The 21,508-nt window shown below is 62.3% G+C and carries 22 protein-coding genes, 2 tRNA genes and 3 rRNA genes; 10 read left to right on the forward strand and 17 right to left on the reverse strand.

What is annotated here, in order from left to right; translation table 11 throughout:
- Positions 1–45 precede the first annotated feature (45 nt).
- Together NP_RS00965 and NP_RS00970 are read right to left on the reverse strand one after the other, a co-directional pair.
- On the reverse strand, positions 46–270 hold the full coding sequence (locus tag NP_RS00965) for a DUF7123 family protein (RefSeq protein WP_011321918.1): 225 nt from the start codon (positions 268–270) through the stop codon (positions 46–48).
- 40 nt (positions 271–310) lie between these two features.
- Positions 311–499: a DUF7525 family protein gene (locus NP_RS00970; RefSeq protein WP_049939410.1), complete on the reverse strand. Its 189-nt coding sequence runs from the start codon at positions 497–499 to the stop codon at positions 311–313.
- A 100-nt stretch (positions 500–599) separates the two neighbouring features.
- Here NP_RS00970 and NP_RS00975 point away from each other — a divergent pair, with 100 nt between their 5' ends.
- From NP_RS00975 to yciH, 5 genes are all read left to right on the forward strand, one after another.
- Entirely contained in the window at positions 600–1,712 is a 1,113-nt protein-coding gene (locus tag NP_RS00975; protein ID WP_011321919.1) for a DUF373 family protein, read from the forward strand.
- 42 nt (positions 1,713–1,754) lie between these two features.
- The gene (locus NP_RS00980) at positions 1,755–2,474 is read left to right on the forward strand and encodes a diphthine--ammonia ligase (protein WP_011321920.1); all 720 of its coding nucleotides are present in this window, start codon (positions 1,755–1,757) and stop codon (positions 2,472–2,474) included.
- A 162-nt stretch (positions 2,475–2,636) separates the two neighbouring features.
- The gene (locus NP_RS00985) at positions 2,637–3,605 is read left to right on the forward strand and encodes a sugar phosphate nucleotidyltransferase (RefSeq protein WP_011321921.1); all 969 of its coding nucleotides are present in this window, start codon (positions 2,637–2,639) and stop codon (positions 3,603–3,605) included.
- Positions 3,606–3,607: 2 nt separating this feature from the next.
- Positions 3,608–3,898: a transcriptional regulator gene (locus NP_RS00990; RefSeq protein ID WP_011321922.1), complete on the forward strand. Its 291-nt coding sequence runs from the start codon at positions 3,608–3,610 to the stop codon at positions 3,896–3,898.
- Between the two features lie 90 nt (positions 3,899–3,988).
- Positions 3,989–4,282: a stress response translation initiation inhibitor YciH gene (gene yciH, locus NP_RS00995; protein ID WP_011321923.1), complete on the forward strand. Its 294-nt coding sequence runs from the start codon at positions 3,989–3,991 to the stop codon at positions 4,280–4,282.
- A 66-nt stretch (positions 4,283–4,348) separates the two neighbouring features.
- Here yciH and NP_RS01000 read toward each other — a convergent pair whose 3' ends face one another.
- From NP_RS01000 to NP_RS01015, 4 genes are read right to left on the reverse strand one after another with little or no spacing between them, the layout of a single operon-like run.
- On the reverse strand, positions 4,349–4,699 hold the full coding sequence (locus NP_RS01000) for a rhodanese-like domain-containing protein (RefSeq protein WP_011321924.1): 351 nt from the start codon (positions 4,697–4,699) through the stop codon (positions 4,349–4,351).
- A gap of 30 nt (positions 4,700–4,729) precedes the next feature.
- Entirely contained in the window at positions 4,730–5,314 is a 585-nt protein-coding gene (locus tag NP_RS01005; protein ID WP_011321925.1) for an NUDIX hydrolase, read from the reverse strand.
- The gene (locus NP_RS01010) at positions 5,311–5,748 is read right to left on the reverse strand and encodes a DUF5809 family protein (protein ID WP_011321926.1); all 438 of its coding nucleotides are present in this window, start codon (positions 5,746–5,748) and stop codon (positions 5,311–5,313) included. Before NP_RS01010 ends, NP_RS01005 begins: the two co-directional genes overlap by 4 nt.
- Positions 5,749–5,773: 25 nt before the next feature.
- Positions 5,774–6,223 carry a DUF5810 domain-containing protein gene (locus NP_RS01015; protein ID WP_011321927.1) on the reverse strand — a complete coding sequence of 150 codons (450 nt, stop codon included), beginning with the start codon at positions 6,221–6,223 and terminating at the stop codon, positions 5,774–5,776.
- 172 nt (positions 6,224–6,395) lie between these two features.
- Between NP_RS01015 and NP_RS01020 the strand changes: the two genes are divergently transcribed.
- Both NP_RS01020 and NP_RS01025 read left to right on the forward strand, forming a co-directional pair.
- Positions 6,396–7,013, forward strand: a complete 618-nt coding sequence (locus NP_RS01020; protein ID WP_011321928.1) for a hypothetical protein — start codon at positions 6,396–6,398, stop codon at positions 7,011–7,013.
- Positions 7,014–7,051: 38 nt separating this feature from the next.
- Positions 7,052–7,417: a rhodanese-like domain-containing protein gene (locus NP_RS01025; protein WP_011321929.1), complete on the forward strand. Its 366-nt coding sequence runs from the start codon at positions 7,052–7,054 to the stop codon at positions 7,415–7,417.
- Here the strand turns inward: NP_RS01025 and rimI are convergent.
- The 3 genes from rimI to NP_RS01040 all read right to left on the reverse strand — a co-directional run bounded on the left by rimI (position 7,414) and on the right by NP_RS01040 (position 10,972).
- A complete protein-coding gene (gene rimI, locus NP_RS01030; protein WP_011321930.1) occupies positions 7,414–7,878 on the reverse strand; it encodes a ribosomal protein S18-alanine N-acetyltransferase in 465 nt (154 codons plus the stop codon). The genes NP_RS01025 and rimI overlap by 4 nt on opposite strands.
- A gap of 333 nt (positions 7,879–8,211) precedes the next feature.
- Entirely contained in the window at positions 8,212–10,185 is a 1,974-nt protein-coding gene (locus tag NP_RS01035) for an aconitate hydratase (protein WP_011321931.1), read from the reverse strand.
- Positions 10,186–10,360: 175 nt separating this feature from the next.
- Entirely contained in the window at positions 10,361–10,972 is a 612-nt protein-coding gene (locus NP_RS01040) for a translation initiation factor IF-2 subunit beta (RefSeq protein ID WP_011321932.1), read from the reverse strand.
- 75 nt (positions 10,973–11,047) lie between these two features.
- Here NP_RS01040 and NP_RS01045 point away from each other — a divergent pair, with 75 nt between their 5' ends.
- Genes NP_RS01045 through NP_RS01055 form a run of 3 tightly spaced genes read left to right on the forward strand, consistent with a single transcriptional unit; the run spans position 11,048 to position 12,852 of the window.
- On the forward strand, positions 11,048–11,395 hold the full coding sequence (locus NP_RS01045) for a dihydroneopterin aldolase family protein (protein WP_011321933.1): 348 nt from the start codon (positions 11,048–11,050) through the stop codon (positions 11,393–11,395).
- A gap of 49 nt (positions 11,396–11,444) precedes the next feature.
- Positions 11,445–12,401: a DUF7544 domain-containing protein gene (locus tag NP_RS01050; protein ID WP_011321934.1), complete on the forward strand. Its 957-nt coding sequence runs from the start codon at positions 11,445–11,447 to the stop codon at positions 12,399–12,401.
- Between the two features lie 58 nt (positions 12,402–12,459).
- Positions 12,460–12,852: a DUF5790 family protein gene (locus NP_RS01055; RefSeq protein WP_011321935.1), complete on the forward strand. Its 393-nt coding sequence runs from the start codon at positions 12,460–12,462 to the stop codon at positions 12,850–12,852.
- On the opposite strand, the gene NP_RS01060 is transcribed toward NP_RS01055, so the two are convergent.
- The 8 genes from NP_RS01060 to NP_RS01095 all read right to left on the reverse strand — a co-directional run bounded on the left by NP_RS01060 (position 12,849) and on the right by NP_RS01095 (position 20,900).
- A complete protein-coding gene (locus tag NP_RS01060; protein WP_011321936.1) occupies positions 12,849–13,577 on the reverse strand; it encodes a creatininase family protein in 729 nt (242 codons plus the stop codon). The genes NP_RS01055 and NP_RS01060 overlap by 4 nt on opposite strands.
- Positions 13,578–13,655: 78 nt before the next feature.
- A complete protein-coding gene (locus NP_RS01065; RefSeq protein WP_011321937.1) occupies positions 13,656–14,189 on the reverse strand; it encodes a 50S ribosomal protein L16 in 534 nt (177 codons plus the stop codon).
- Positions 14,190–14,253: 64 nt separating this feature from the next.
- Positions 14,254–15,213 (reverse strand): CPBP family intramembrane glutamic endopeptidase, encoded by a 960-nt coding sequence (locus tag NP_RS01070; protein WP_011321938.1) that lies wholly within the window; start codon positions 15,211–15,213, stop codon positions 14,254–14,256.
- Between the two features lie 504 nt (positions 15,214–15,717).
- Positions 15,718–15,793, reverse strand: a tRNA-Cys gene (locus tag NP_RS01075).
- A gap of 123 nt (positions 15,794–15,916) precedes the next feature.
- Positions 15,917–16,038, reverse strand: a 5S ribosomal RNA gene (gene rrf, locus NP_RS01080).
- Between the two features lie 108 nt (positions 16,039–16,146).
- Positions 16,147–19,060 (reverse strand): 23S ribosomal RNA (locus NP_RS01085).
- 206 nt (positions 19,061–19,266) lie between these two features.
- Positions 19,267–19,338, reverse strand: a tRNA-Ala gene (locus NP_RS01090).
- Positions 19,339–19,433: 95 nt separating this feature from the next.
- Positions 19,434–20,900 (reverse strand): 16S ribosomal RNA (locus tag NP_RS01095).
- The 16S, 23S and 5S rRNA genes sit together here with 2 tRNA genes alongside, the layout of an rRNA operon.
- Positions 20,901–21,508: the final 608 nt, after the last annotated feature.

The raw sequence follows: 21,508 nt of genomic DNA on the forward strand, positions 1-21,508 counted from the left end.
ACAGCTACATTGGAGAGCGCGAGTAAAAGGCCGGCCTTTTCGGCGTCACTCAGGGGTAACTCGCCACGTCGTCGAGCGAGCGCGTGACCACTTCTCGATGTCGACGTCCTCAGACTGTTCTGCGAGCCGTGGCAGCCGGGCACCGACCTGCTTGGCAGTGAGGTCGATGGCGTCGGCGATATGCTTGGCACGGAAGTAGCGGTCACCACCTTTGGCGCGCTCTCTGAGGTGGGCGAGGATGCGCTCGTCTTCCTCGCTCAGTTCGCTCATACTGCCGTATTGGGCCGCGAGCGGCTTAAGGGCGTCCCTTCTAGCTGTACAGGTGGTACGCGGCGACGGAGAGGCCGCCAGCGGCGACCGCGACCGCGAAGGACCAGCCGGCGGCCAACTGGTCGCCCGTAACTCCGAAGACGGCGAGCCCGACCGCGCCGAGGACGGCGATGACGCCGAATAGCATCGAGAAGCCGACACCCTTGTCCGTCGAGTTAGCGGTTTCCATACCCGTACCTACGGGAGCGGTCTCATAAATCCCGCCGGTTGCGGTTCGACGACGGACGGGAGGCTGAACCTTTTTCTCTACCGGAGCGGAACGACGACACGTGAGTACGCTGGTCGTCTGTGTCGACCGGGACGGCGGCATCGACCACGAGACCCCGGTCGTTGGCTGGGAGACCATTCGGGGGCTGGTCACCGAAATCGGAATCGACGACCCGGAGGACAGCCGTGTTAACTGCCTGCTGGAGGCACTCCGGGTCGGACGGGACCTCCGCGATTCGGGAGAGACCGCTATCGTCGCCGTCGTTTCCGGGGGCGGTGAGGGGGTAAACAGCGACCGCGCCGTCGCCGAGCAGGTCGACGAGCTCGTCGATGCACACGACCCCTCGTCAGCAATCGTCGTCACCGACTCGGCGAACGACGAACGGCTGGTCCCCATCATTGAAAGCCGAGTGCAGGTCGACGCCGTCGACCGCGTCATTGTCCGGCAGTCCCACGACATTCAGTCGACCTACTACCTCCTAAAACAGTTCCTCGGTGACGAGGAGCTCCGCGGAACGGTGCTCGTACCTATCGGCGCAGGGATGCTCGCGTTTCCGCTCCTGCTGTTGCTCGCCGACAGCGTCGCGGTGGCGATGGCGTCGATTGCTGCCGTCATCGGGCTATTTCTTCTCTATAAGGGCCTCGGTATCGACGACCTCGTCTCGACGCTGCCGTCGCGGGCGCGGACGGCGTTCTACTCGGGACAGGTATCGCTCGTCACCTACGTTGTCGGAGCCGGGTTGGCACTCATCGGCGTCTTCGCTGGCGGCATCAACGCTGCAGGCATGAGCGCCGAAAGCGAGCTGCTTGTCGCGGTTCGGTTTCTCTTCGACAGCGTGCCATGGCTGGCCGCGGCAGCGCTGGCGGCGGCGACTGGCCGGCTCATCGACGAATTGCTGGCCGAGCAGCCGGTTTCGACGGCGCTGATGAATCTCCCGTTCGGCGTCGTCGCCATCGGACTTGTCGTCCGTGGGTTCAGCGGCTATCTGCTGGAGCGAGCCGGGGTCTTCGAGCCGTTCGTCGTTCCGTCGTTCGAAGCCGGACCCGTTGCAGTCGAGGGGTTCGCCGTCTCTATCTGGGGACGGCTCGCCATATACATCGTCGCCGGCGTGGTTGTCAGCCTGCTCGGCGTTGTGTTCACGTCACAAATGAACGACGCGGGCGAGCGCGGCTGAACGAACCGACGGCCATTTGCCCGTTGGGGAGAACGTCCGTGTATGAAGCCGTGGGTGAGCCTCTTTTCAGGAGGAAAGGACTCGTCGTGGGCGCTCTACCGCGCGCTCGAGGACGGCAAGCCGGTAGAGCGGCTGGTAACGGTCCACCCTGAGGGGGATTCGTTCATGTACCACGTCCCTGCGACGGAGCTTGCCTCGCTGGCAGCCGAAAGCATTGGGATACCGCTTGTGAATGTCCGCCCCGACGATTTCGACGATGGGGCGACAGCGGCGGAGGACTCCAGCCAGCGGGGCGACCGGGAGCTCGAGCCACTCGAAGCCGAACTTTCGGCACTCGCCGACGAACTGGGCGGCATCGACGGCGTGACAGCCGGGGCCGTCGAAAGCAGCTATCAGACCGACCGGCTCGAAGGGCTCTGTGACCGACTCGACGCGGAGCTTTTCGCGCCGCTGTGGCAGCAGAACCCCCGAGAACTGGCCGAAGCGATGTTTGCCGCCGGCTTCGAAATAACCATCGTCAGCGTGTCGGCCCGCGGACTCGACGAGTCGTGGCTTGGCCGGACACTCGACGCAGAGGCGCTCGCGGAGCTGGAGCGGCTCAACGACGAGTATGGCGTCCACGTGCTCGGCGAGGGGGGCGAGTTCGAAACGCTCGTGACGGACGCCCCACACATGGACCGACGCATCGAATTGGAGTACGAGACGACGTTTGACGGGCTTCGCGGGTCACTACAGATTACCGACGCGTGGCTGGCAGCGTAGCGAGCAGACGGCACGCGATACCGGCGGCCCGGACGCCGTACTCCCGCCTCGGCGGACCGCCGCAGTCTATCAGAGCACACCGTCGGTGGTTCCGTCATCGAATATAAATCCGCGGGCAGGGAGAGGAAAAAGCACTTACCCGCGGCTCGGGTCGAATACTGTATGAAGGCAGTCGTCCTCGCCGGCGGGTACGCGACGCGTCTGTGGCCGATAACGAAACATCGGCCGAAGATGCTGCTCCCGGTCGGCGAGACGACCGTCATCGACCGGATTTTCAGCGCGCTGGAGGCAGACGAGCGAATCGAGGAGGTGTACGTCTCGACGAACGAACGCTTTGCGGACGCCTTCGAGCAGCATCTGGCCGACCAGTCCTTCGAGAAGCCGGTGGTGTCGGTCGAAGAAACCACCGAGGAAGCCGAGAAGTTCGGCGTTGTCGGGGCACTCGGGCAGTTGGTCGAACGCGAGGGTATCGACGACGACCTCTTGGTCGTTGCGGGCGACAACCTCATCGGATTCGACCTCTCGGAGTTTATCGACTACTTCCAACAGAAGGAGACAGCGGTGCTGGCCGCATACGACGTCGGCGACCGTGAGAAAGCCAAATCATACGGGCTCGTCGAACTCGACGGCGACCGGGTTGTCGATTTTCAGGAAAAGCCAGCGGAGCCGAACAGCACGCTCGTCTCCATCGCATGTTATGCATTCCCCCAAGAGTCGATTCGCTTCGAGGAGTATCTCTCCGGCGGGAACAACCCCGACGAACCGGGATGGTTCATCCAGTGGCTCCAGAACCAAGAACCGGTGTCGGCGTTCGTCTTCGACGAGCCGTGGTTCGACATCGGGACGCCGGAGTCGTATCTCGAAGCAGTAGCGTGGACGCTTGGCGGCGACAGCGTTATCGCGGAGTCGGCCACCGTCGAGCGCTCGACAATCGGGGAAAACGTGCAGGTGATGGCCGGTGCGGAAATCGCCGATGCGACGCTTGACCGCTCGGTCGTCTTCGAGGACGCCGTCGTCGAAGGGTGTGAGATACACGAGACGATAATCGATGAGGGGACGCATCTGGAGGGTATCGACCTCGCCGGGGCGCTCATCGGTGCACACACACAGTTGACAAACGGAGTGGAGTGAGTATGAGCACGGACGACCGAACAACGAGAGAAAAGATTCGGGCACACCTTCGGAAAGAAGAGGCCGAGGCTGGAGCGCTGGCCGCGGAGTTCGGCGTGACAGTCGAGGAGGCGCTCTCGCACGTCGAGCATATTGCGCGTTCGCTGGAGTCCGCCGACGAAGAGCTACTCGTGGCACCACCGGCCTGCCGCAGTTGTGGCTTCGAGGACTTCGACGACCTCATCAATCGCCCGTCGCGGTGTCCGGAATGTAAAAGCGAGAACCTCTCCGAGCCAGTCTTTACCGTCCGATGAAGCTCTGTCGGAGCCGCAGCCGGCGACCGCCGAACGCGGTGTGGGCACCCGATAGTGTTTAATATGGCCGTTGTGTAACCCCGAACTGTAATGTCGGAAGTCTGCTCGACGTGCGGGCTCCCTGAGGAACTCTGCGTCTGTGAGGACGTCGCAAAGGAGTCTCAGGAGATTAACATCCGCATCGACGAGCGCCGATACGGTAAGGAGGTAACGGTCATCGAAGGGTTCGACCCACAGGATGTCGATTTGGACTCGCTGTCGTCGGACCTGAAATCGAAATTCGCCTGCGGTGGTACCGTCGAAGACGGCTCCATCGAGCTACAGGGCAACCACCTCGGGCGGGTCGAGGACTTCCTTCGGGAGAAGGGGTTCAACGTCGCATGACCGCACTCTAATACCGCGCGTCGAGCGCCACGGTTTTTTCAGACCTACTGGCGAGCCGCTGGCTTCTCAGAACGGCGCGTCGGACGCCTCCGTTTCTGAACCCTCGTCGGTTTCGAGGTCATAGGGCCACCCCTCAATACCGGGTTCCAGCGAATCAACGCGGCCGTCGAACCCCTCGAAGGAGGCGATGAGCCGTGCGGCCTGCTGGCTCGCTTGGCCGTGTGGGCAGACGGTCACCACCCGGTCGGCGTCGGCGACCTGCTCGATGTGCGTCGTTAGCTCTTGGAACGGGATGTTATCGCTGCCGGGAATATGGCCCCGGCCGAACTGGGCGGGCGAGCGGATGTCGACGATTCTGAGGTCGGTGTCCGAATCAAGCAGCTCCTGAAGCGTTTCGGCGCTGATTTCGCCGTCCATACCGTCCTGTAGGGCACCGAGGGCTTAAAATCACAGCAGGTCGGCCTCGTCGGCGAGCAACAGCCCCTCAATCGTCGCATCGTTCGCCGGCGGCCCGCGGGCGACATCGAGAGCCGCTTCGACGGGAACGGTCATGACATCGAGGAACTCGTTGCCGTCGAGCCGTCGCTCACCGACAGAGAGGTCGTCAGCATAGACAATGCCGCGAGAATGGCGGAGCACGCCGGTCGAACACCAAAACGACGACAGGAGGTCGACCGAATCGGCCACGAGTCCGGCCTCCTCTTCGAGTTCCCTGCGGCCGGCCTCGGCGAAATCCTCGCCCGACTCGACGATTCCGGCGGGGAGTTCCCGACAGAGCTTGCGGATAGTCGGTCGGAACTGTTCGACCATCACCACAGACCGCTCCTCGGAGTCGAACCCGAGGGCAGCGGGGTCATCAAGCACGGCAACGATGACCGTTGCTGGCGGGAGTTCCGCCCAATAGTAGCGTTTCGTGCGGCCGTCGGGCAGTTCGACGAGGTCGTAACCGCCGGTGTACCAGCCGGTCTCGTACTCGGTCTCGGATTCGATGACGGTCCAGTCGTGGTCGGCGGGGCTGTAGTCGTCTGTCACTGTTCGTCCCCCGTGAGACGGTCACGGTAGAGACGGTTAAAGGCCATCCGCCGGACGGTGCCGACCGCCGCATCCGGCTCATTCTGGAACGTGGCCGCCGTGGCGGCCTCGGCGGCCGGCGAGACGTGCCACGCGACGCGGTCGACGTTGTCGCTGCCGGCACGGCGGACATCGTAGGTCGATTCCTCGCGCCACACATTGAACGTCTCTCTGTCGGCAACGCGGACCGTGAGCTGTTCGGCAAAGAGCGTCTGTCGGGCGGTTTCGACGACCGCGGGTGTCACACGTTCGTCGTACTCCTCGCGGTCGAAGGACATCGCCCGAGCGACCTCGCGGACCATCGTCTGTGCCGTCGGTCCCAGCGCCTCATAACGGGCCTCGGCGTCGGCCCACGTCTCCGGCTGCAGAAAGCCCCGCGTCTGTTGTTCGTCCATACCCACAGATAGGGTGGCCGGGCTGTTACGCGTTTTCGTCGTCGTCGAGTAGTTCCTTGGTCATCTCGCGTGCCTCCTCAAGAATCTCGGCGGCTTCCGCATCGAGTTGGCCGCTGGTGTCGACAGTCGGCGTCGGAGAAGCGCTGTCGTGGTCGTGGTCGTGGTCGTGTCCGTGGCTGTGGCCGTGGTCGTGCTCGTCGTCGAAGAGCGCTCCGGACCGCTCCTCGGCGGGCTCTTCGTTTTCACCGAGCGCGCCGGCGGTATCCTCAAACACCTGTGGGAACGCCGCGCTTTCGGCGCCGTCTTCTATCACCGATGCGAGTTCGCTTTCGCCCATCGACGACCAGTTGGGGACGTTGTCATCGAGCCACGCCTCGTGGTCGTCGTCGCCGAGCATGGCGGTGAACGCGAGGTGGTTGGCGAGGTGGCTGGCGTCGGCCTGCGGGTCAGAACAAACCGGACAGACGTATCCCATGCCGACAACTGGGGTTCCAGCGCCAAAACGACTGCGTCCGCGACCCCCCGTGTTGTCACTCTCCTCATTTTGCTTCATTCCCGACAGTTCCGACACGCTTCGGTCATCCGTCGGTCCGCCATCATATGGTGATAAGAGCTAACTCACGGTATATCGTACGTTATTATACAGCATGGCTTGGATAAACCCACAGGACAGTAAACGCTCGGCGTGGGCAGGAAAAAGCGACGCTGGCAGTGATGCCGACCCGGCAACCCGGAGCGTATACCAGCGGGCCGTCGAAGCGAACACACCGTACCGGCGGCGCGAGCGGGTGCGGCTGTCGGGCGAGTCAGTCGCAGAGCAGTACCGGTCACGGGAGTACACCGACGCGGCCATCTCCTACGACACCGTCGTTAGCGCCGCGGGCGAGCGTCGGGTTGTAGCGCGCGGGCACCTCTGGGGCGGCGACGACGACGACCAGCGGTACCGGATACAGTATCGGCGAAAGGGACCTCCAACCGAAACCGTGCCGTTCGACGAATACGAGGTTTGGGTCCGATATCAGTTCGGAACGGTGACACACATTCAGAAAGGCGAGCCTGTCTTCAAGCCGTCCGCCAACCCCGAAGAGGAAAAGCGAACGCTCGCATGGGACAAACTGTACGCTTCCGACCGATTTCGGCTGATTGAAGCCGAGCTGGTCGGGAATCCTGAACTGGCCAGATATCGGCTCAAGGAACAGGAGGTATGGGAGGCGATTCGTGACGTGTTCCGGTATGACCCGAAAGCTTTCGGCGTTACGCCGTAGCGATAGCGGTTAGTGGACGCGAATCGAACGGGGGAGGCATGGACGCAATCCGGCCGCCGGAGCTTCAACGTCGGCTCGAAAGCAGCGACCCCCCAGTGATACTCGACATCCGCCCACGGGAAGCGTATCAGCAGAGCGCCATCGAGGGAAGCCACAACGTACCGGTCTACGACGACCTCCGGAGCGGGAACGAGGGATCGCTCCGGGACCGGCTCGACGAGGTTCCCGACGGGGAGGTAGTCGTCGTCTGCAAGCAGGGTATCGTCGCCAAGCGAGCCACCGAACTGCTCCGTGACGCCGGCCGTGAGGCCGAAACGCTCGCGGGCGGAATGGGCGGCTGGCGCGGCTACCGGAACGGGACATTCGGATACAAGCTTCGGTCGTTGCTCTGGCGGCTCCGCTAGGGGAGCGAAAGGACCATGACCTCGGCGTCCTCGCCGTCGGCGTAGTAGCCCGGTATCGTATGGTGACGCTCGAACCCGACCGAGCGATAGAGTGATTTTGCCGCGTTGTTTCCAGCACGCACTTCCAGTTTGACGCGGGCAGCACCAGCGACAGACAGCGTCGAAATCGCCCGTGAGAGCAGTCGGCGACCGATGCCGCGGCCACGGTGGGACGGCGCGACCGCGAGGTCCTTGATGTGACCAACGGTTGCGCCGTGGCGGTCAACGGTGTCAGCAACCACGTAACCGACGACCTCGCCGTCGCCGGCGACGAGAAACCCCGGTGTGCCGAGAAACCGCTCGAAGGCACCGTAGGGCCACGGCTGCTCGAAGGAGGCTTCCTCGATGCAGAGCACGTCAAGGAGGTCGGCACGGCTCGCCTGCCGGATGTGGACCTCGGAGGGACTGTCGACCGGACGCACACCCGACGTTGTGCCGAGGGGGGCATATGTTTACCGCCCGGGGGACGGCAACCCCCGTACCGAAGGCCGGTCCCGGAAGATTGATGTGCCGCGGGCTATGAGTTTTAGGTGCACCCATTTGGGTGCATCCCCACCCCCACCCCGCTTTCACACGCCCGGAGCGACCGCCCACTCTCTGCTCGCTGTCTCCCCCACAGGGCGGTCGTCCGGTCGTCTCCCGCTTTCGCTCATCGTTAGTCAGATACTGGGTAGACGCTGGTGTGGCTACGTATCGGATAGAGCGGCGGCTACCGGCTGTACCGCAAGAAAAAACAGAAGGTGTCGTCGGTGCCGTTAGTCGTCAGCGGGCGCGGCGCCGCTGCCGTCTTCGGCTTTCTTCTTCGTGTGCGAGAGCTTGCCGCCGTCGGCGAGGATTTGGCGCTCGCGCTCGGAGGCGTTCAGCTCGGCGGTGAGTTCCCAGTCGTCGTTGACACGAACCGTGAACTCTTCTTGACCGGAGCGGACGGCCTCGGCGACGTCGTCGACGATTTCGATGTCGTCGCCCTGCTCGATGTTCTCGTAGTCCTCCTCGTCGATTTCGAGCGGAATCAGCCCGAAGTTGAAGAGGTTCGCGCGGTGGATACGGGCGAAGCTCTGTGCCAGCACACCTTCGACGCCGAGATACATCGGACACAGCGCCGCGTGCTCGCGCGAGGAGCCCTGCCCGTAGTTCTCGCCGGCGACGAGGAAGCCGCCGTCGCTGTCGAGAGCGCGCTGGGCGAAGTCCTCATCGACACGCGAGAGCGTGAACTCGGAGAGCTTCGGGATGTTCGACCGGTACATCAGGATGTCCTGCGTGGCAGGGATGATGTGGTCGGTCGTGATGTTGTCCTCCATCTTCAGGAGGGCCGGGCCTTCGAGTTCCGCGTCGAGTTCGTCCTTCAGCGGCACGTCGCCGATGTTGGGGCCTTTGACGAGGCCGTCGTCGACGGCTTCGTCGGGAGCGATGATGTCCGGGTCGTCTTTGCCCATGCCTTCGCCGTACTTGTCGCCCATCTCGAGGCCGGGGGCCTCGACATCGTCGAGGTCGCGGGGGTCGACGATTTCGCCTTCGATGGCGGCGGCGGTGGCGACCTCCGGCGAACAGAGGTAGACGTTGTCGTCTTCGATGCCGGAGCGGCCCTCGAAGTTGCGGTTGAACGTCCGCAGCGAGACCGAATCGGAGGCCGGGACGTGACCGATGCCGATACAGGCACCACACGTCGCCTCGGAGAAGTTGACACCGGCGGCCATCATCTCGGCCGTCCAGCCCTCACGGGCGAGCATCTCGGAAGCCTGCTTGGAGCCGGGTGCGACAATCATCTCCGTCTTCTTGTCGACAGTCTGGCCTTTGACCATCTTCGCGGCCGGCAGGATGTCCTCGTAGGCACCGTTCGTACAGGAGCCGATCATAACCTGCTCGACGTCGGTGCCGGCGACCTCGCGGACGGGCACGACGTTGTCGGGCATCGACGGCTCGGCGATGAGCGGCTCGAGTTCCGAGAGGTCGACCGTGATCTGGTCGTCGTACTCGGCGTCCTCGTCGGGCGAGAGTTCGACGTATTCGTCCTCTCGGCTGACACGGGAGAGCCAGTCCTTGGTCTTTTCGTCGGTCGGGAAGATGGAGGAGGTCGCACCGAGCTCCGTACCCATGTTCGTGATGGTCGTCCGCTCGGGGACGGTCAGGCTCTCGACACCGGGGCCGGTGTATTCGAGGACCTTGCCGACGCCGCCCTTGACGGAGAGTCGGCGGAGCAGCTCAAGGATGACGTCCTTGGCTGTCGCCCACTCGGGGAGCTCGCCTTCGAGTCGAACGTTGACGACCTCGGGCATCTCGATGTAGTAGGCGCCGCCACCCATCGCGACGGCGACGTCGAGGCCACCGGACCCGATAGCCAGCTGACCGAGCCCGCCGGGGGTCGGCGTGTGGCTGTCGGAGCCGAGGAGCGTCTTGCCGGGCGCGGCGAAGTTCTCCTTGTGGACGTTGTGACAAATGCCGTTGCCGGGACGGCTGTAGTAGGCACCGAACGTCCCCGCTGCGCTGCGGAGGAAGCGGTGGTCGTCCGTGTTCTTAAAGTCGAACTGGTAGGTCTGGTGGTCACAGTACTGTGCGGCGAGTTCCGTCTGGACCTCGTCCAGACCGAGCGCCTCGAACTGCAGCCACACGAGCGTTCCCGTCGTGTCCTGTGTCAGTACCTGGTCGATTTCGATACCGATCTCTTCCCCCGTCTCGAGTTCCCCTTCGACGAGGTGGTCATCGAGAATCTTCTCGGTGAGCGTCTGTCCCATATCGTGTCTGAATGGATTGTCCATGATTATAAATCCGGCGTGTTATGACCCGACGCACCACCATCGGAGGTGTTTTCGAGAAACGTTCGTGCTATTGGTTCCGTACTATCCGCTTATCGGTGGACAAGCGTCAAGTAAAGAGATGTGAACAACAGCCAAGGATAGCCCGTGAAGTTCAGGCGATCCGCGAGAACGCCAGTGTCCCGCTGGTGTTCTCGATGTAGACATCAACGACATCGCCTTCGCTCGCGCCCGGAACGAAAATCGTGTAGTCACCACGGTGGGCGACACCGTCGCCTTTCCGGCCGGTGTCTGTCACCTTGACCGTGTAGGTGTTGCCAGCCTCCACGTCGTCGTCCTGTGTCTGCGTCGACGACGACCCGGTGTTTTTCGACACCGGTCGGAAGGCACCGCACGCGTCACAGCGGAGCATCAGCGTCTGGTCTTCCTGGACGAGTCGCGTATCCGGCAGCCCACACTCGCTGCAGCGGACGTACTCGTCGGCGTAGTCATCGACAGCCGCTTCGAAGTCTCGGTCGTCGAAGTCACCGTTGTATCGGCCGACACCTTCGGAGAGTTTCCCCGAGGTCGCAAGCGTCTGCTGGACGAACCGGTGGATGTGGTCGGCGTCGCGGTTGAGCGCGTCGGCGACGGCTGAAAGGTTGGTAAACCGCGTGAACGCACCGTCGGTCTGGGCGGCAGCGTCGGGGACGGACAGCCGCTCGCCCGACGAGGCGATGTCGGGAACGTCGGCGAGTGCCCGGTCGAGGCTAGCTTCGTACTCCATACTTGATTGAGGTCCGTCGCGCGTATACGTGTTCCGAGACCGAACCACTTTGGCCGCGGCCGCCGACGGGTGAGTATGAAGCCGACGACGCCACAGGAGGCGTGTTTCGAAGCCGGCATCAAGTTTGGGACGCTCTATCACCAGTTCGCCGGCACGCCTGTCGCGCCCGAAAGCAGCGACAGCCTCGCGGCGGCGATGGAAGACGCCATCGAGAATCAGCCGTTCTGTACCGCCGTCACCGTCGACATTCTCGATGAGAAGCTTCGGAAAACGCTCGCCGAGCAATCCGCCGACTACACGGAGCTAACGGGCGAATACATGGAAGTAGAACTCATAATCGAGTACGACGGCTGTACGGTTGCCGCTTCGATGGCGATGGACGGCGACTATCCGCGAATGCAGGTCGACGACGTCGACGGCTAACGGTCGCTGAATCCATACCGTTTTGTCCGGGCCGGGCACACGCGACGGTATGGCCCTCCACGCGCTCGAGGCGATCGACGACGCCCTCACGGCGACGTTGCGTTACAGACCGCAGGGACTCCGCGAGTGGGTCTGGGTTGGCATCGTCGCCACCGCTGTCGCCAGCCCCGGAATCGGGCTTTCAGTTGGCAGCAATCCAGACATTCCCGAAGAGAGCTCCGACCAACTCAACGAGTTGCTGGCCGTCGCCACCGGCGAAGCGGCTATCGCCGCAGTCGCCGCCCTAGCCGCGGTGTGGGCGCTGTTTGTCATCGCGGGCGCGTTCCTCGAGTTTCCCTTCATCCGGTGGCTCCGCGACGGCGAGGCTGCCATCGCCGAGGAGACGCGGCAGCGATGGCGCCAGGCGCTCGGGCTGGCGGTGTTTCGGCTGGTGCTGCAGGCTGTTCCCGTCGCCACCATTGGATGGCTCGTCGTCAGTGCTGTCGGCGACGGCGCCCAGCCGATTGCGTACGTGCTGGCTGTCAGCGACTACTGGCTGTGGCTGCTGGCCACCGGGACGCTCGTGGGCGTCGTCGGCGCGCTCACGACGGCCTTCGTTGTCCCGACGATGGCGCTTTCCGACCGTGGCGTCCTCGGCGCATGGCGTCGGTTCTGGCCGACGCTTACGGGGTCGCTGACCGAGTTTCTCGCCTACGCCGTCGCCGCAACGGTGTTTGCGTACATTGGCGGACTGATGGTCGTCGTCGCCGCCATCGTCACGTTCGTTGTTGTGGCAATTCCGGGGCTACTGCTCGCGATGGTCGCACCGATGCTCTCGGTTACTGTCCTCGCGGTCGGCGGCGGGGCACTAATGACTGTTGCCGTCATCGCGGTGTATGCAATCGTGCAGATGTACCTCCGGTATTACGCGCTGTTCGTGCTCGGGTACGTCGACGGGGACCTCGACTATGCAGCCGAGCGTCGGCAGGCCGTCCGAAACGGGGAGTCGTCGGCCGACGAGGCGTAGGCGTTTCACTTCCGATTTGTGCCGTGTTTTTAACCCCGGTGGGGTCGAAAGAGAGGGTATGAGCCAGGCAACACTCGACGACGACGACCTGTTCGACGAGGCGGCCACCGAGATGCGCGAGGATGTCGAAGCGAGCCTCGACGCCGCTCGCGAGGAGCTGCCGGCCGCAGCGGACATCTGGACGACGGACGCGGGCAACACCCTCGGCGTGCTCAATGGCCTCAAAGAGAGCCTCGACACGGGCGAGGCCGAAACCCACCTCCGGGACGCCAAGAAATGGTTCACCATGGGCCGAAAGGCCGACGCCTTCGAGGACGCCGACGACCTCGAAACGGACATCGCTGCCCTCGAAGCGCTGCTCGAAGACATCGAGACAGCCCACGAACAGGTCAGCGACCTCACTGCAACGATACCCGAACTGCGGAGCGCACTCGACGACAGCGACGACTAAGCGAGCGAGCGCCGCTCGACAGCGTCCAGCAGTTCTACGAGCGCCGCCGCCGCTTTTTCAAACAGTTCCTCGCCGAGGTCGGCGTCGCCCTCGCGAGGGTCGCCGACGGCCCCGCTTTCGGTGAACGACGACGAGTCGACCGCGAGGTTCGTTCCGCTTACCCACTCGCCCCACGAGTCGGCGGCCCCCTCGGCGGCGGTATCGGTCCGGTCTTCGCGGACCAGCTCGGGATGGAGATGCCGCATCACCGCCGTCTCTGCCGGCCCGCCGTGGCCGAGCGACGCAAAATCAACAGCGTCGAACCACGTGTATTGGACCGCGTAGGCGTCGCCGTCGCGTGTGAGTCGCGCACACACTTCATTGAGAGCATCAACGTTTCCGCCGTGGCCGTTGACGATGACGACCCGCTCGAAGCCGTGGCTGGCGAGGCTGGCGACCGTTTCGCCGACGTAGGACCGGAACGTATCGGGGCTGACCCACAGGGTGCCGTCGAAATCGCGGTGCTCTTCGGCGACCCCAACCGGTATCGTCGGCCCGACAAGCGGCTTCTCGCCGTGGGTGTCGGCATAGCGGTCAACGCCCGCCTCGGCGATGGCCTCGGCTGTCAACCAGTCGACGCCCAGCGGCGCGTGCGGGCCGTGTTGTTCAGTGCTACCGACCGGCAGCACCGCGAGGTCCGTCGTCGCATCACGAATATCGGTCCACGTCGCCTCGGAGAGGTGCATACCCGCAGATGACACTGGGCGTGCTTGTAAGAGTCGGTCCCAAAAGCGAACGCCCGAGAAGAACCGCGAAAAGCCCGCCTACGCGATGAGCAGTTCTTCGCCGCGCTCGACTTTGATGGTACACGGCGGCGAAATCTTGTTGTACGCACGACGGAAGGCGTCCTTGGCCGCGTCGGCGTCTTCGGGGTGACACCAGATGGTGAAGACGCGTTCGCCCTTGTTGATGCGGGCAGCCGTTCCGACGATCTTCCCGAATGCCTGTCGCATCCCGTCGGAGACACGGTCGGCACCCGCACCGGTCGCCTGCTTGTTCTCTCGGATGACCTGGTGGGGGAACTTCCGAAGAATCATCTTGTAGTCGCCGTCCTCGCCGAGCTCTTTCAGCATGCGGCGGTTGGCCGACAGGCGAGATGCCTCAAGCGAGCCGTGTCGGATCTGGACTTCCTCGTCGACGATGAGGCTGATCTGTACCTCGTAGTCCTCGGGGTCGGCCTCGAAGTTGCCCATCTTGTACTGGGCGACCTTCGAGCCCGGGATGCCCGTGATGTATTCGCGTCGCGTGTACGCGGGCTTGTCGATATCCCGGTACATCGAGGCGGGCTTGTCACTCATAGTACGTCAGATGTGGGTAAGTTCGAGTATAAAGGCTTCGAAGCACGGCGTTCGTGTGAACCAGTCACAGCGCCGAGTTGTCGTCCGCCCCGGACCGAATCGCGGGGACAGCCACTGTCTCATCGAGTCCTCCAGACACGGCGCGGCCGTAGGCGACAACAGCCAGACAGCCCACCGCCGCCGCGATGAATCCGAAGACGCCACCCTCGGGGCCGACACTCCCGCCGTGGAGAAGCGCCGAACCGACGCGCTCGGTCTCGACGACGCGGATACCAAGCTCAAGCCCGCTCACTGGAAGCCCATAGACGAAGTGGGCGGCGTTCCACGTGATATGGAACCCGACCGGCAGCGCTATGCGACCGGTGTAGCCGTAGCCCAGCCCGAGCAACAGCCCGGCGACTGCTATTGTAGCGACGCCGAGCGGTGTCATATTCGGGTTGCCCCCGTGGACGACGCCGAAGCCGGCACCAGAAAGGAGGATTGCAGCGATGACAGCCCGGCGGGGCGACAGGACAGCTGTCAGTCCCTCCGCGAGGTTGGTCAGCACATAGCCGCGGAAGAGCAGCTCCTCGTAGACACCGACCACGATGACAAACACCGCACACAGCCCGAACCACACCGCGAGAGAATAGCCGTCGGGACCAGCAGGCGCGAACGTGGGGCGATAGACACCTGCAACGACGCCCGCAGCGTACGCCCCTGTCATGAGTGCCGCACCGAGCACCCCGCCGATTGCGAGCTCTCGGAGCCAGCGCTGGCGGCCGAGCCCGAGGTCGGCCATCGTCCGCCGGTCGACATGGCGGGCGGCGATGACGACGGCCGCAGCGATGGCGACGCCGACGACGGCCTGGTAGCCGAGCACGAGCGCAAGCGCCTCGCCAGTCGCGGCGCGTGGGTCAAGCGGGACATCGACGATAGCGACCGGCAACGACGCGACAACCGTGGCGAATACGACGAGCAAGCCAGTCGCGAGGAACCGCCACGGGGTACGCAGTCGCCCGCGAACGAACCACACCGATGCCATCGGCTATCCGTTCCGGCGGCAGTACAATCAACGTGGCGCTCGCTGCGTTGTCATCGGATGCTGGCCCTTCGACACCTGTTTCTTCATCACCAACCCCCGGGGTTTCGTCGACAGCAGCGGCAGACGTACGTCATTTTCTCGTGGGGGCATCCCCTCGTCCGGGGTCGGCGTCCAGCGCTGTCAGCGCGGCCGCTTCGGCCGCGCGAGTCGAATGCGTCTACTGGCCCGGGGTTGTGCCCACATCGGTATAGGCCGGGGGGTGCGTTACGTTCTGCCTGTTCCGTACGCCGCCGGTGGGGCTCGTCGAGTGATGCCTCTCACAGCAGCGCTTGTGAACGTACGTTGAATTCGGTGTGATTACACGCGTCGTCGCTGCCGCTGGCGTCGACTCCAGTCGCGACGGGTATCACAGATACACCGTGGTGGTCTCCGCACAGCTGTCGGGCCGCTATGCCCCATCCGGGGGCGGGCCAACGGCTGCCTGTCGGATGTGTAAAACTGAAAAGCCAAGGGCCGGATTTGAACCGGCGTATAGTTGCTCTGCAGGCAACCGCGTAAGGCCAGACTCTGCCACCTTGGCGCAGATGTGACTAACGGAGACGATGATTTAAGCGTAGCGGTCCGGACGGCCGCCGTCCGGCGCTACAGCAATGAAAACAGCCCCACCCAGCGGGTGCTGAGTGGGGCTGAAATCGGAATGAATGGTAGGCGGCGAACCAGATTTCCCAGAGGCTCGCGCACTCAAGTACTCGCTGGAACGCTGGCGGGCTTATCTTCCGTGTTCGGGATGGGTACGGGAGTCGCCCCGCCGCTGTGGCCGCCTTAATGCCGGCTCGTGGAATCGAACCACGACATGGTCCAACGCCGGTGGTAGACACCGTATGTACGTGCGATCCAGTTTACGCCCGGACCCGTTTCATCAGGCAGAGCAATGATTGGTGGCTTCGGTCTGTTAGTACTCGCGGGCTGAACGTCTCGTTGCCTCGACGCGTACACCCCAAGTCTATCGAACTCGTCTTCTACGAGAGACCTCGGCGACGCTTCTTTTCCAGGTAGGTTTCCGGCTTAGATGCATTCAGCCGTTACCCTGTGGTGCGTAGCTGCCCGGCAGTGCCCTCTCGGACAACCGGTAAACCAGTGGCACCCAACCGTAGTTCCTCTCGTACTATACGGTTGTTCCTGTCAAGCGTCAGACACACCCAGTAGATAGCAGCCGACCTGTCTCACGACGGTCTAAACCCAGCTCACGACCTCCTTTAATAGGCGAACAACCTCACCCTTGCCCGCTTCTGCACGGGCAGGATGGAGGGAACCGACATCGAGGTAGCAAGCCACTCGGTCGATATGTGCTCTTGCGAGTGACGACTCTGTTATCCCTAGGGTAGCTTTTCTGTCATCAATGGCCCGCATCGGGCAGGCTCATCGGTTCGCTAGACCACGCTTTCGCGTCAGCGTTCCTCGTTGGGAAGAACACTGTCAATCCATCTTTTGCTCTTGCACTCTTCGTCGGGTCTCCGACCCGACTGAGATGGACTTAGGGCGCGCTCGATATTGTTTCGAGCGCGTACCGCCCCAGTCAAACTGCCCGGCTATCGGTGTCCTCCTCCCGGAGTGAGGGTCACAGTCACTGACGGGTAGTATTTCAGTGTTGACTCGGCGACGTGCTGGCGCACGCACCTGTGTAACGTCTCCTACCTATCCTGCACATCAGCGACCATGTCCCAGCGACAGCCTGCAGTAAAGCTCCATAGGGTCTTCGCTTCCCCCTGGGTGTCTCCAGACTCCGCACTGGAACGTATGGTTCACCGGGCCCAACGTTGGGACAGCGACGCTCTCGTTAATCCATTCATGCAAGCCGCTACTGAAGCGGCAAGGTACTACGCTACCTTAAGAGGGTCATAGTTACCCCCGCCGTTGACGGGTCCTTCGTCCTCTTGTACGAGGTGTTCAGATACCCGCACTGGGCAGGATTCAGTGACCGTACGAGTCCTTGCGGATTTGCGGTCACCTATGTTGTTACTAGACAGTCGGAGCGTCCGAGTCACTGCGACCTGCCTCTTTCCGAGGCAGGCACCCCTTATCGCGAACTTACGGGGCCAGATTGCCGAATTCCCTAACGTCGGTTGATCCCGACAGGCCTTGCCTTTCGCCGGCATGAGCACCTGTGTCGGATCTCGGTACGGACACTATGCTTGCCTTTTCACGGGCCCCAGGTTGAACCGACTTGCGCTATCCTGCCGTTCGTCCGCTTCGTGCCATTACGGCTTCCACGGATTTGGACAGTTCGACCGGGCGAAGGCCCGGTTCGGTCGACCCCAAGGCGTCGGCGTTCAATGCATAGTGGCACTGGAATATTAACCAGTTTCCCACTTCGACTCGCTCGAATTACGACGAGTCTTAGGACCGGCTAACCCTCGGCTGACAAACATTGCCGAGGAACCCTTGCTCATTAGGCCGTCAGGATTCACACCCGACTATCGCTGCTACTGCAACCAGGATTATCTTCACCAGTCGGTCCACACGAACTCTCGTCCGTGCTTCCACCCAACCGGAGTGCCGACCTACGGAACCACGCTGTAAGGCGTGCCGCTAGGTCTCGGTGGTGGACTTGAGCCCCGATCATTTTGGGCGCCCCGAACCTCGGCCGGTAAGCTGTTACGCTTTTCTTAGAGGGTAGCTGCTTCTAAGCTCACCTCCCGGCTGTCTAGGGCTCGGGACTACCTTCAATCGCACTTAGTCCACACTTGGGGACCTTAACCCAGCTCTGGGTTGTCTCCCTCATGCTGCACAGGCTTACCCCGCACAGCGGACTCCCTGCGTCCACGGCGTCCGTGAGTTCGGAGTTTGACAGGAGGTCCGACCCCTCTCGGGGGCGGGGCCTCCAATCAGTCTCTCTACCCCACGGACTACCTCGGCAGAGGTCATGCTTCGACATGTTTCGGTCGGAACCAGCTGTTTCCGGGTTCGATGGGCCTTTCACCCCTATACGTAGATCACGAGAGGGTATTGTAGGACACCAACTCTAACGGACCTCCACGTAGCTTTCGCCACGCTTCGTCCTGTCCACGCATAGATCACCCGGTTTCGGGTCGTATCCGTTTGACTCCCCGCGCTTGAACACGGCGGCCCTGGCAATGCTGCGGCCATGTCGGTTTCCCTACGCCTTCCCCGATGAACGGGTTAGACTCGCCAAACAAATACACTCCCTGGTTCGTTTTTCAAAACGTACGACGGAACACCGGCTTCACTTGGGTCCTACTGGAGGCTCGCGCCTCGGTCGTTTTCCAAGTGACCTTTTGTGCCCCGTCGCTCGATCGCCATCTGATTTCAAGCCCTATTGCACCTCCCTTCTCGGGGTGCTTTTCAGCGTTCGCTCACGCTACTTGTTCGCTATCGGTCTCAGGACGTATTTAGTCTTGGCAGACGATGTCTGCCGAATTCACGAGGAATTTCCAATCCCCGCTACTCTGGAGCTGACGCACAGCATACTTGCTTCCGATACGGGGCTGTCACCCTGTATCGCGCTCCGTTCCAGGAGACTTCTCGGAAACGTTCTGCTGATGGGAGTCAGTCCGAACACCACATTGCCCGAAGGCTTCGGTTTGGACTGTGTCGCGTTCACTCGCGGTTACTAACGACATCGCATTCGCTTTCTCTTCCTGCCCCTACTAAGATGTTTCAATCCGGGGCGTTCCCCATTGCGCGAAGCAATTGCGGTGGGGATTCCCATTAGGAGATCCTCAGTTCTTTGCCTTCGTGCGGCTCCCTGAGGCTTATCGCAGCTTGACACGTCCTTCGTCGGCGCCTGAGCCGAGCTATTCACCAGATGGCACAGTAGCCACGGTAATGATAGATCGCTCATAAACCCGATGAAACGGGTCCAGTGAGCGTCTGGATCGCACGTACACACGGTCTCATTCACACATCCGTCGACTGCGCATGTGTGTCCACCCTTCCCACTCGCGCTTGCACGGAGTGGTGCATCGGTTCTTCGTACCCGGATTGTACCACGTCTCCCACTTAAGGGACACGATTCGAATCGGGCACGTGAGATGGACCCACTGGGATTCGAACCCAGGGCATCCTCCTTGCAAAGGAGGCACTCTACCACTGAGCTATGGGCCCTACCAGCCTTGGCAGTTCAAAGGTGCTCGGTCGGTCACGCATCGAGGCCGATAGGCCAAAGGTGGGCTGAGGACAATGCCTCAGTCCCGGACGTTAGGAGGTGATCCAGCCGCAGATTCCCCTACGGCTACCTTGTTACGACTTAAGCCCCCTTGCGGAGCCCAGATTCGACCTGGTAGCCAGGCCTCATCCGGACCCCACTCGGGTGCTTTGACGGGCGGTGTGTGCAAGGAGCAGGGACGTATTCACCGCGCGCTTCTGACACGCGATTACTACCGAATCCAGCTTCATGCGGACGGGTTTCAGTCCGCAATCCGAACTACGACCAAGTTTAGGAGATTAGCTTCACCTCTCGGTGTCGCATCCCACTGTCTTGGCCATTGTAGCCCGCGTGTAGCCCAGCTCATTCGGGGCATACTGACCTACCGTTGCCCGTTCCTTCCTCCGTCTTAGCGACGGCAGTCCCCCTAGTGTACCCAGCCATCGCAAGATGCTGCTGGCAACTAGAGGTGCGGGTCTCGCTCGTTGCCTGACTTAACAGGACGCCTCACGGTACGAGCTGACGGCGGCCATGCACCTCCTCTCAGCAGCGTCGGGTAAGGTCATCAACCTGACCGTCATTACTGCTGTCGGAGCTGGTGAGATGTCCGGCGTTGAGTCCAATTAAACCGCAGGCTCCTCCGGTTGTAGTGCTCCCCCGCCAATTCCTTTAAGTTTCATCCTTGCAGACGTACTTCCCAGGCGGCTCGCTTCACGGCTTCCCTACGGCACAGCGCAGGCTCGTAGCCTGCGCCACACCTAGCGAGCATCGTTTACGGCTAGGACTACCCGGGTATCTAATCCGGTTCGAGACCCTAGCTTTCGTCCCTCACTGTCGGATCCGTCCTTCCAAGGTGCTTTCGCCATCGGTGGTCCGTCCAGGATTACGGGATTTCACTCCTACCCCGGACGTACCCCTTGGATCTTCCGGTCCCAAGCCGAGCAGTTTTCGCCGGACGCCCACTCGTTAAGCGAGTGGATTTCCCGACGAACTTGCACGGCCAGCTACGGACGCTTTAGGCCCAATAATATCGGCCATCACTTGGGCTGCCGGTGTTACCGCGGCGGCTGGCACCGGTCTTGCCCAGCCCTTGTTCCTGAACCTCCTTACGGTTCAGAAAAGCGAGGGCTCTATGCCCTCGCACTCGGTGTCCCCCTATCGCACTGTCGTGCAGTGTAAAGGTTTCGCGCCTGCTGCGCCCCGTAGGGCCCGGACTCGTGTCTCAGAGTCCGTCTCCGGGCTCTCACTCTCATGACCCGTACCGATTATCGGCACGGTGGGCCGTTACCCCACCGTCTACCTAATCGGCCGCAGCCACATCCTATGGCGCCGGAGCATTTCGCACATTCTCCAATTCCAGGATGAATGTGGTATCCGGAATTAGCCTCAGTTTCCCGAGGTTATTCCGGTCCATAGGGCAGTTTGGCCACGTGTTACTGAGCAGTTTGCTACGGTAAACGTACAACTCGCATGGCTAAATCGGACACCGATAGCAATGGCCTCCGGCAGGATCAACCGGAATGTATTCCCCGAGCTTGAATTCCCAGCTCGGGGAGGGTTGGCGGGACACACCTGAAACAGGTGTGTACCATACTATCGGCGTTCGATGACAATCGGACCGACCGAGTGTCACCGAACTGCCAAGGCTAACATCAGATCCCATCTATACGGCGGACCGCAGGTGTGGAATCCTCATCTTCTTCGGATTCGAACTTATTCCGCGGATGGGTATAAACCCATCGGATTCGGTTCGAATCCGCGAGAGAGGACAGGGTTGAACTGCCCCCAATCACTTCGTATCTTTCTCCAATCGCCCGTTACGTATAAGGGCGTCGGAGTCGGCCGAGCCGAACGGAGTTCGGCTCGCCCTTCGTACTTCAACCCAAGTGCCCTATTACACTTAAGGGCATCGGATTGAGGACGGCGCCGGAATGCGATTCCGCGCCGCCCTTCGTACTTCAACACCAACACCCTATCACACTTAAGGGCATCGGAGTCGAGTTCCGAGCGGACCGGGAAAACCCGGCCCGACCGTGTACTCGATTCCGAATGCCCTGACGTGTATAAGGGCGTCGGAACGAGACGGCCCGAAGGGCCATCCCGCCGGGGCATCGCGCCCCGCGTCGTTCG

Origin of the sequence: Natronomonas pharaonis DSM 2160 (genome assembly GCF_000026045.1) — an archaeon.
In the GTDB taxonomy this organism is placed as follows: Archaea; Halobacteriota; Halobacteria; order Halobacteriales; family Haloarculaceae; genus Natronomonas; species Natronomonas pharaonis.

Coding starts and splice junctions, on each gene's coding strand:
- NP_RS00965 (WP_011321918.1), bottom strand. CDS start 270: ATGAGCGAACTGAGCGAGGAAGACGAGCGCATCCTCGCCCACCTCAGA.
- NP_RS00970 (WP_049939410.1), bottom strand. CDS start 499: ATGGAAACCGCTAACTCGACGGACAAGGGTGTCGGCTTCTCGATGCTA.
- NP_RS00980 (WP_011321920.1), top strand. CDS start 1,755: ATGAAGCCGTGGGTGAGCCTCTTTTCAGGAGGAAAGGACTCGTCGTGG.
- NP_RS00985 (WP_011321921.1), top strand. CDS start 2,637: ATGAAGGCAGTCGTCCTCGCCGGCGGGTACGCGACGCGTCTGTGGCCG.
- NP_RS00990 (WP_011321922.1), top strand. CDS start 3,608: ATGAGCACGGACGACCGAACAACGAGAGAAAAGATTCGGGCACACCTT.
- yciH (WP_011321923.1), top strand. CDS start 3,989: ATGTCGGAAGTCTGCTCGACGTGCGGGCTCCCTGAGGAACTCTGCGTC.
- NP_RS01000 (WP_011321924.1), bottom strand. CDS start 4,699: ATGGACGGCGAAATCAGCGCCGAAACGCTTCAGGAGCTGCTTGATTCG.
- NP_RS01010 (WP_011321926.1), bottom strand. CDS start 5,748: ATGGACGAACAACAGACGCGGGGCTTTCTGCAGCCGGAGACGTGGGCC.
- NP_RS01015 (WP_011321927.1), bottom strand. CDS start 6,223: ATGGGATACGTCTGTCCGGTTTGTTCTGACCCGCAGGCCGACGCCAGC.
- NP_RS01020 (WP_011321928.1), top strand. CDS start 6,396: ATGGCTTGGATAAACCCACAGGACAGTAAACGCTCGGCGTGGGCAGGA.
- NP_RS01025 (WP_011321929.1), top strand. CDS start 7,052: ATGGACGCAATCCGGCCGCCGGAGCTTCAACGTCGGCTCGAAAGCAGC.
- NP_RS01035 (WP_011321931.1), bottom strand. CDS start 10,185: ATGGGACAGACGCTCACCGAGAAGATTCTCGATGACCACCTCGTCGAA.
- NP_RS01040 (WP_011321932.1), bottom strand. CDS start 10,972: ATGGAGTACGAAGCTAGCCTCGACCGGGCACTCGCCGACGTTCCCGAC.
- NP_RS01045 (WP_011321933.1), top strand. CDS start 11,048: ATGAAGCCGACGACGCCACAGGAGGCGTGTTTCGAAGCCGGCATCAAG.
- NP_RS01050 (WP_011321934.1), top strand. CDS start 11,445: ATGGCCCTCCACGCGCTCGAGGCGATCGACGACGCCCTCACGGCGACG.
- NP_RS01055 (WP_011321935.1), top strand. CDS start 12,460: ATGAGCCAGGCAACACTCGACGACGACGACCTGTTCGACGAGGCGGCC.
- NP_RS01060 (WP_011321936.1), bottom strand. CDS start 13,577: ATGCACCTCTCCGAGGCGACGTGGACCGATATTCGTGATGCGACGACG.
- NP_RS01065 (WP_011321937.1), bottom strand. CDS start 14,189: ATGAGTGACAAGCCCGCCTCGATGTACCGGGATATCGACAAGCCCGCG.
- NP_RS01070 (WP_011321938.1), bottom strand. CDS start 15,213: ATGGCATCGGTGTGGTTCGTTCGCGGGCGACTGCGTACCCCGTGGCGG.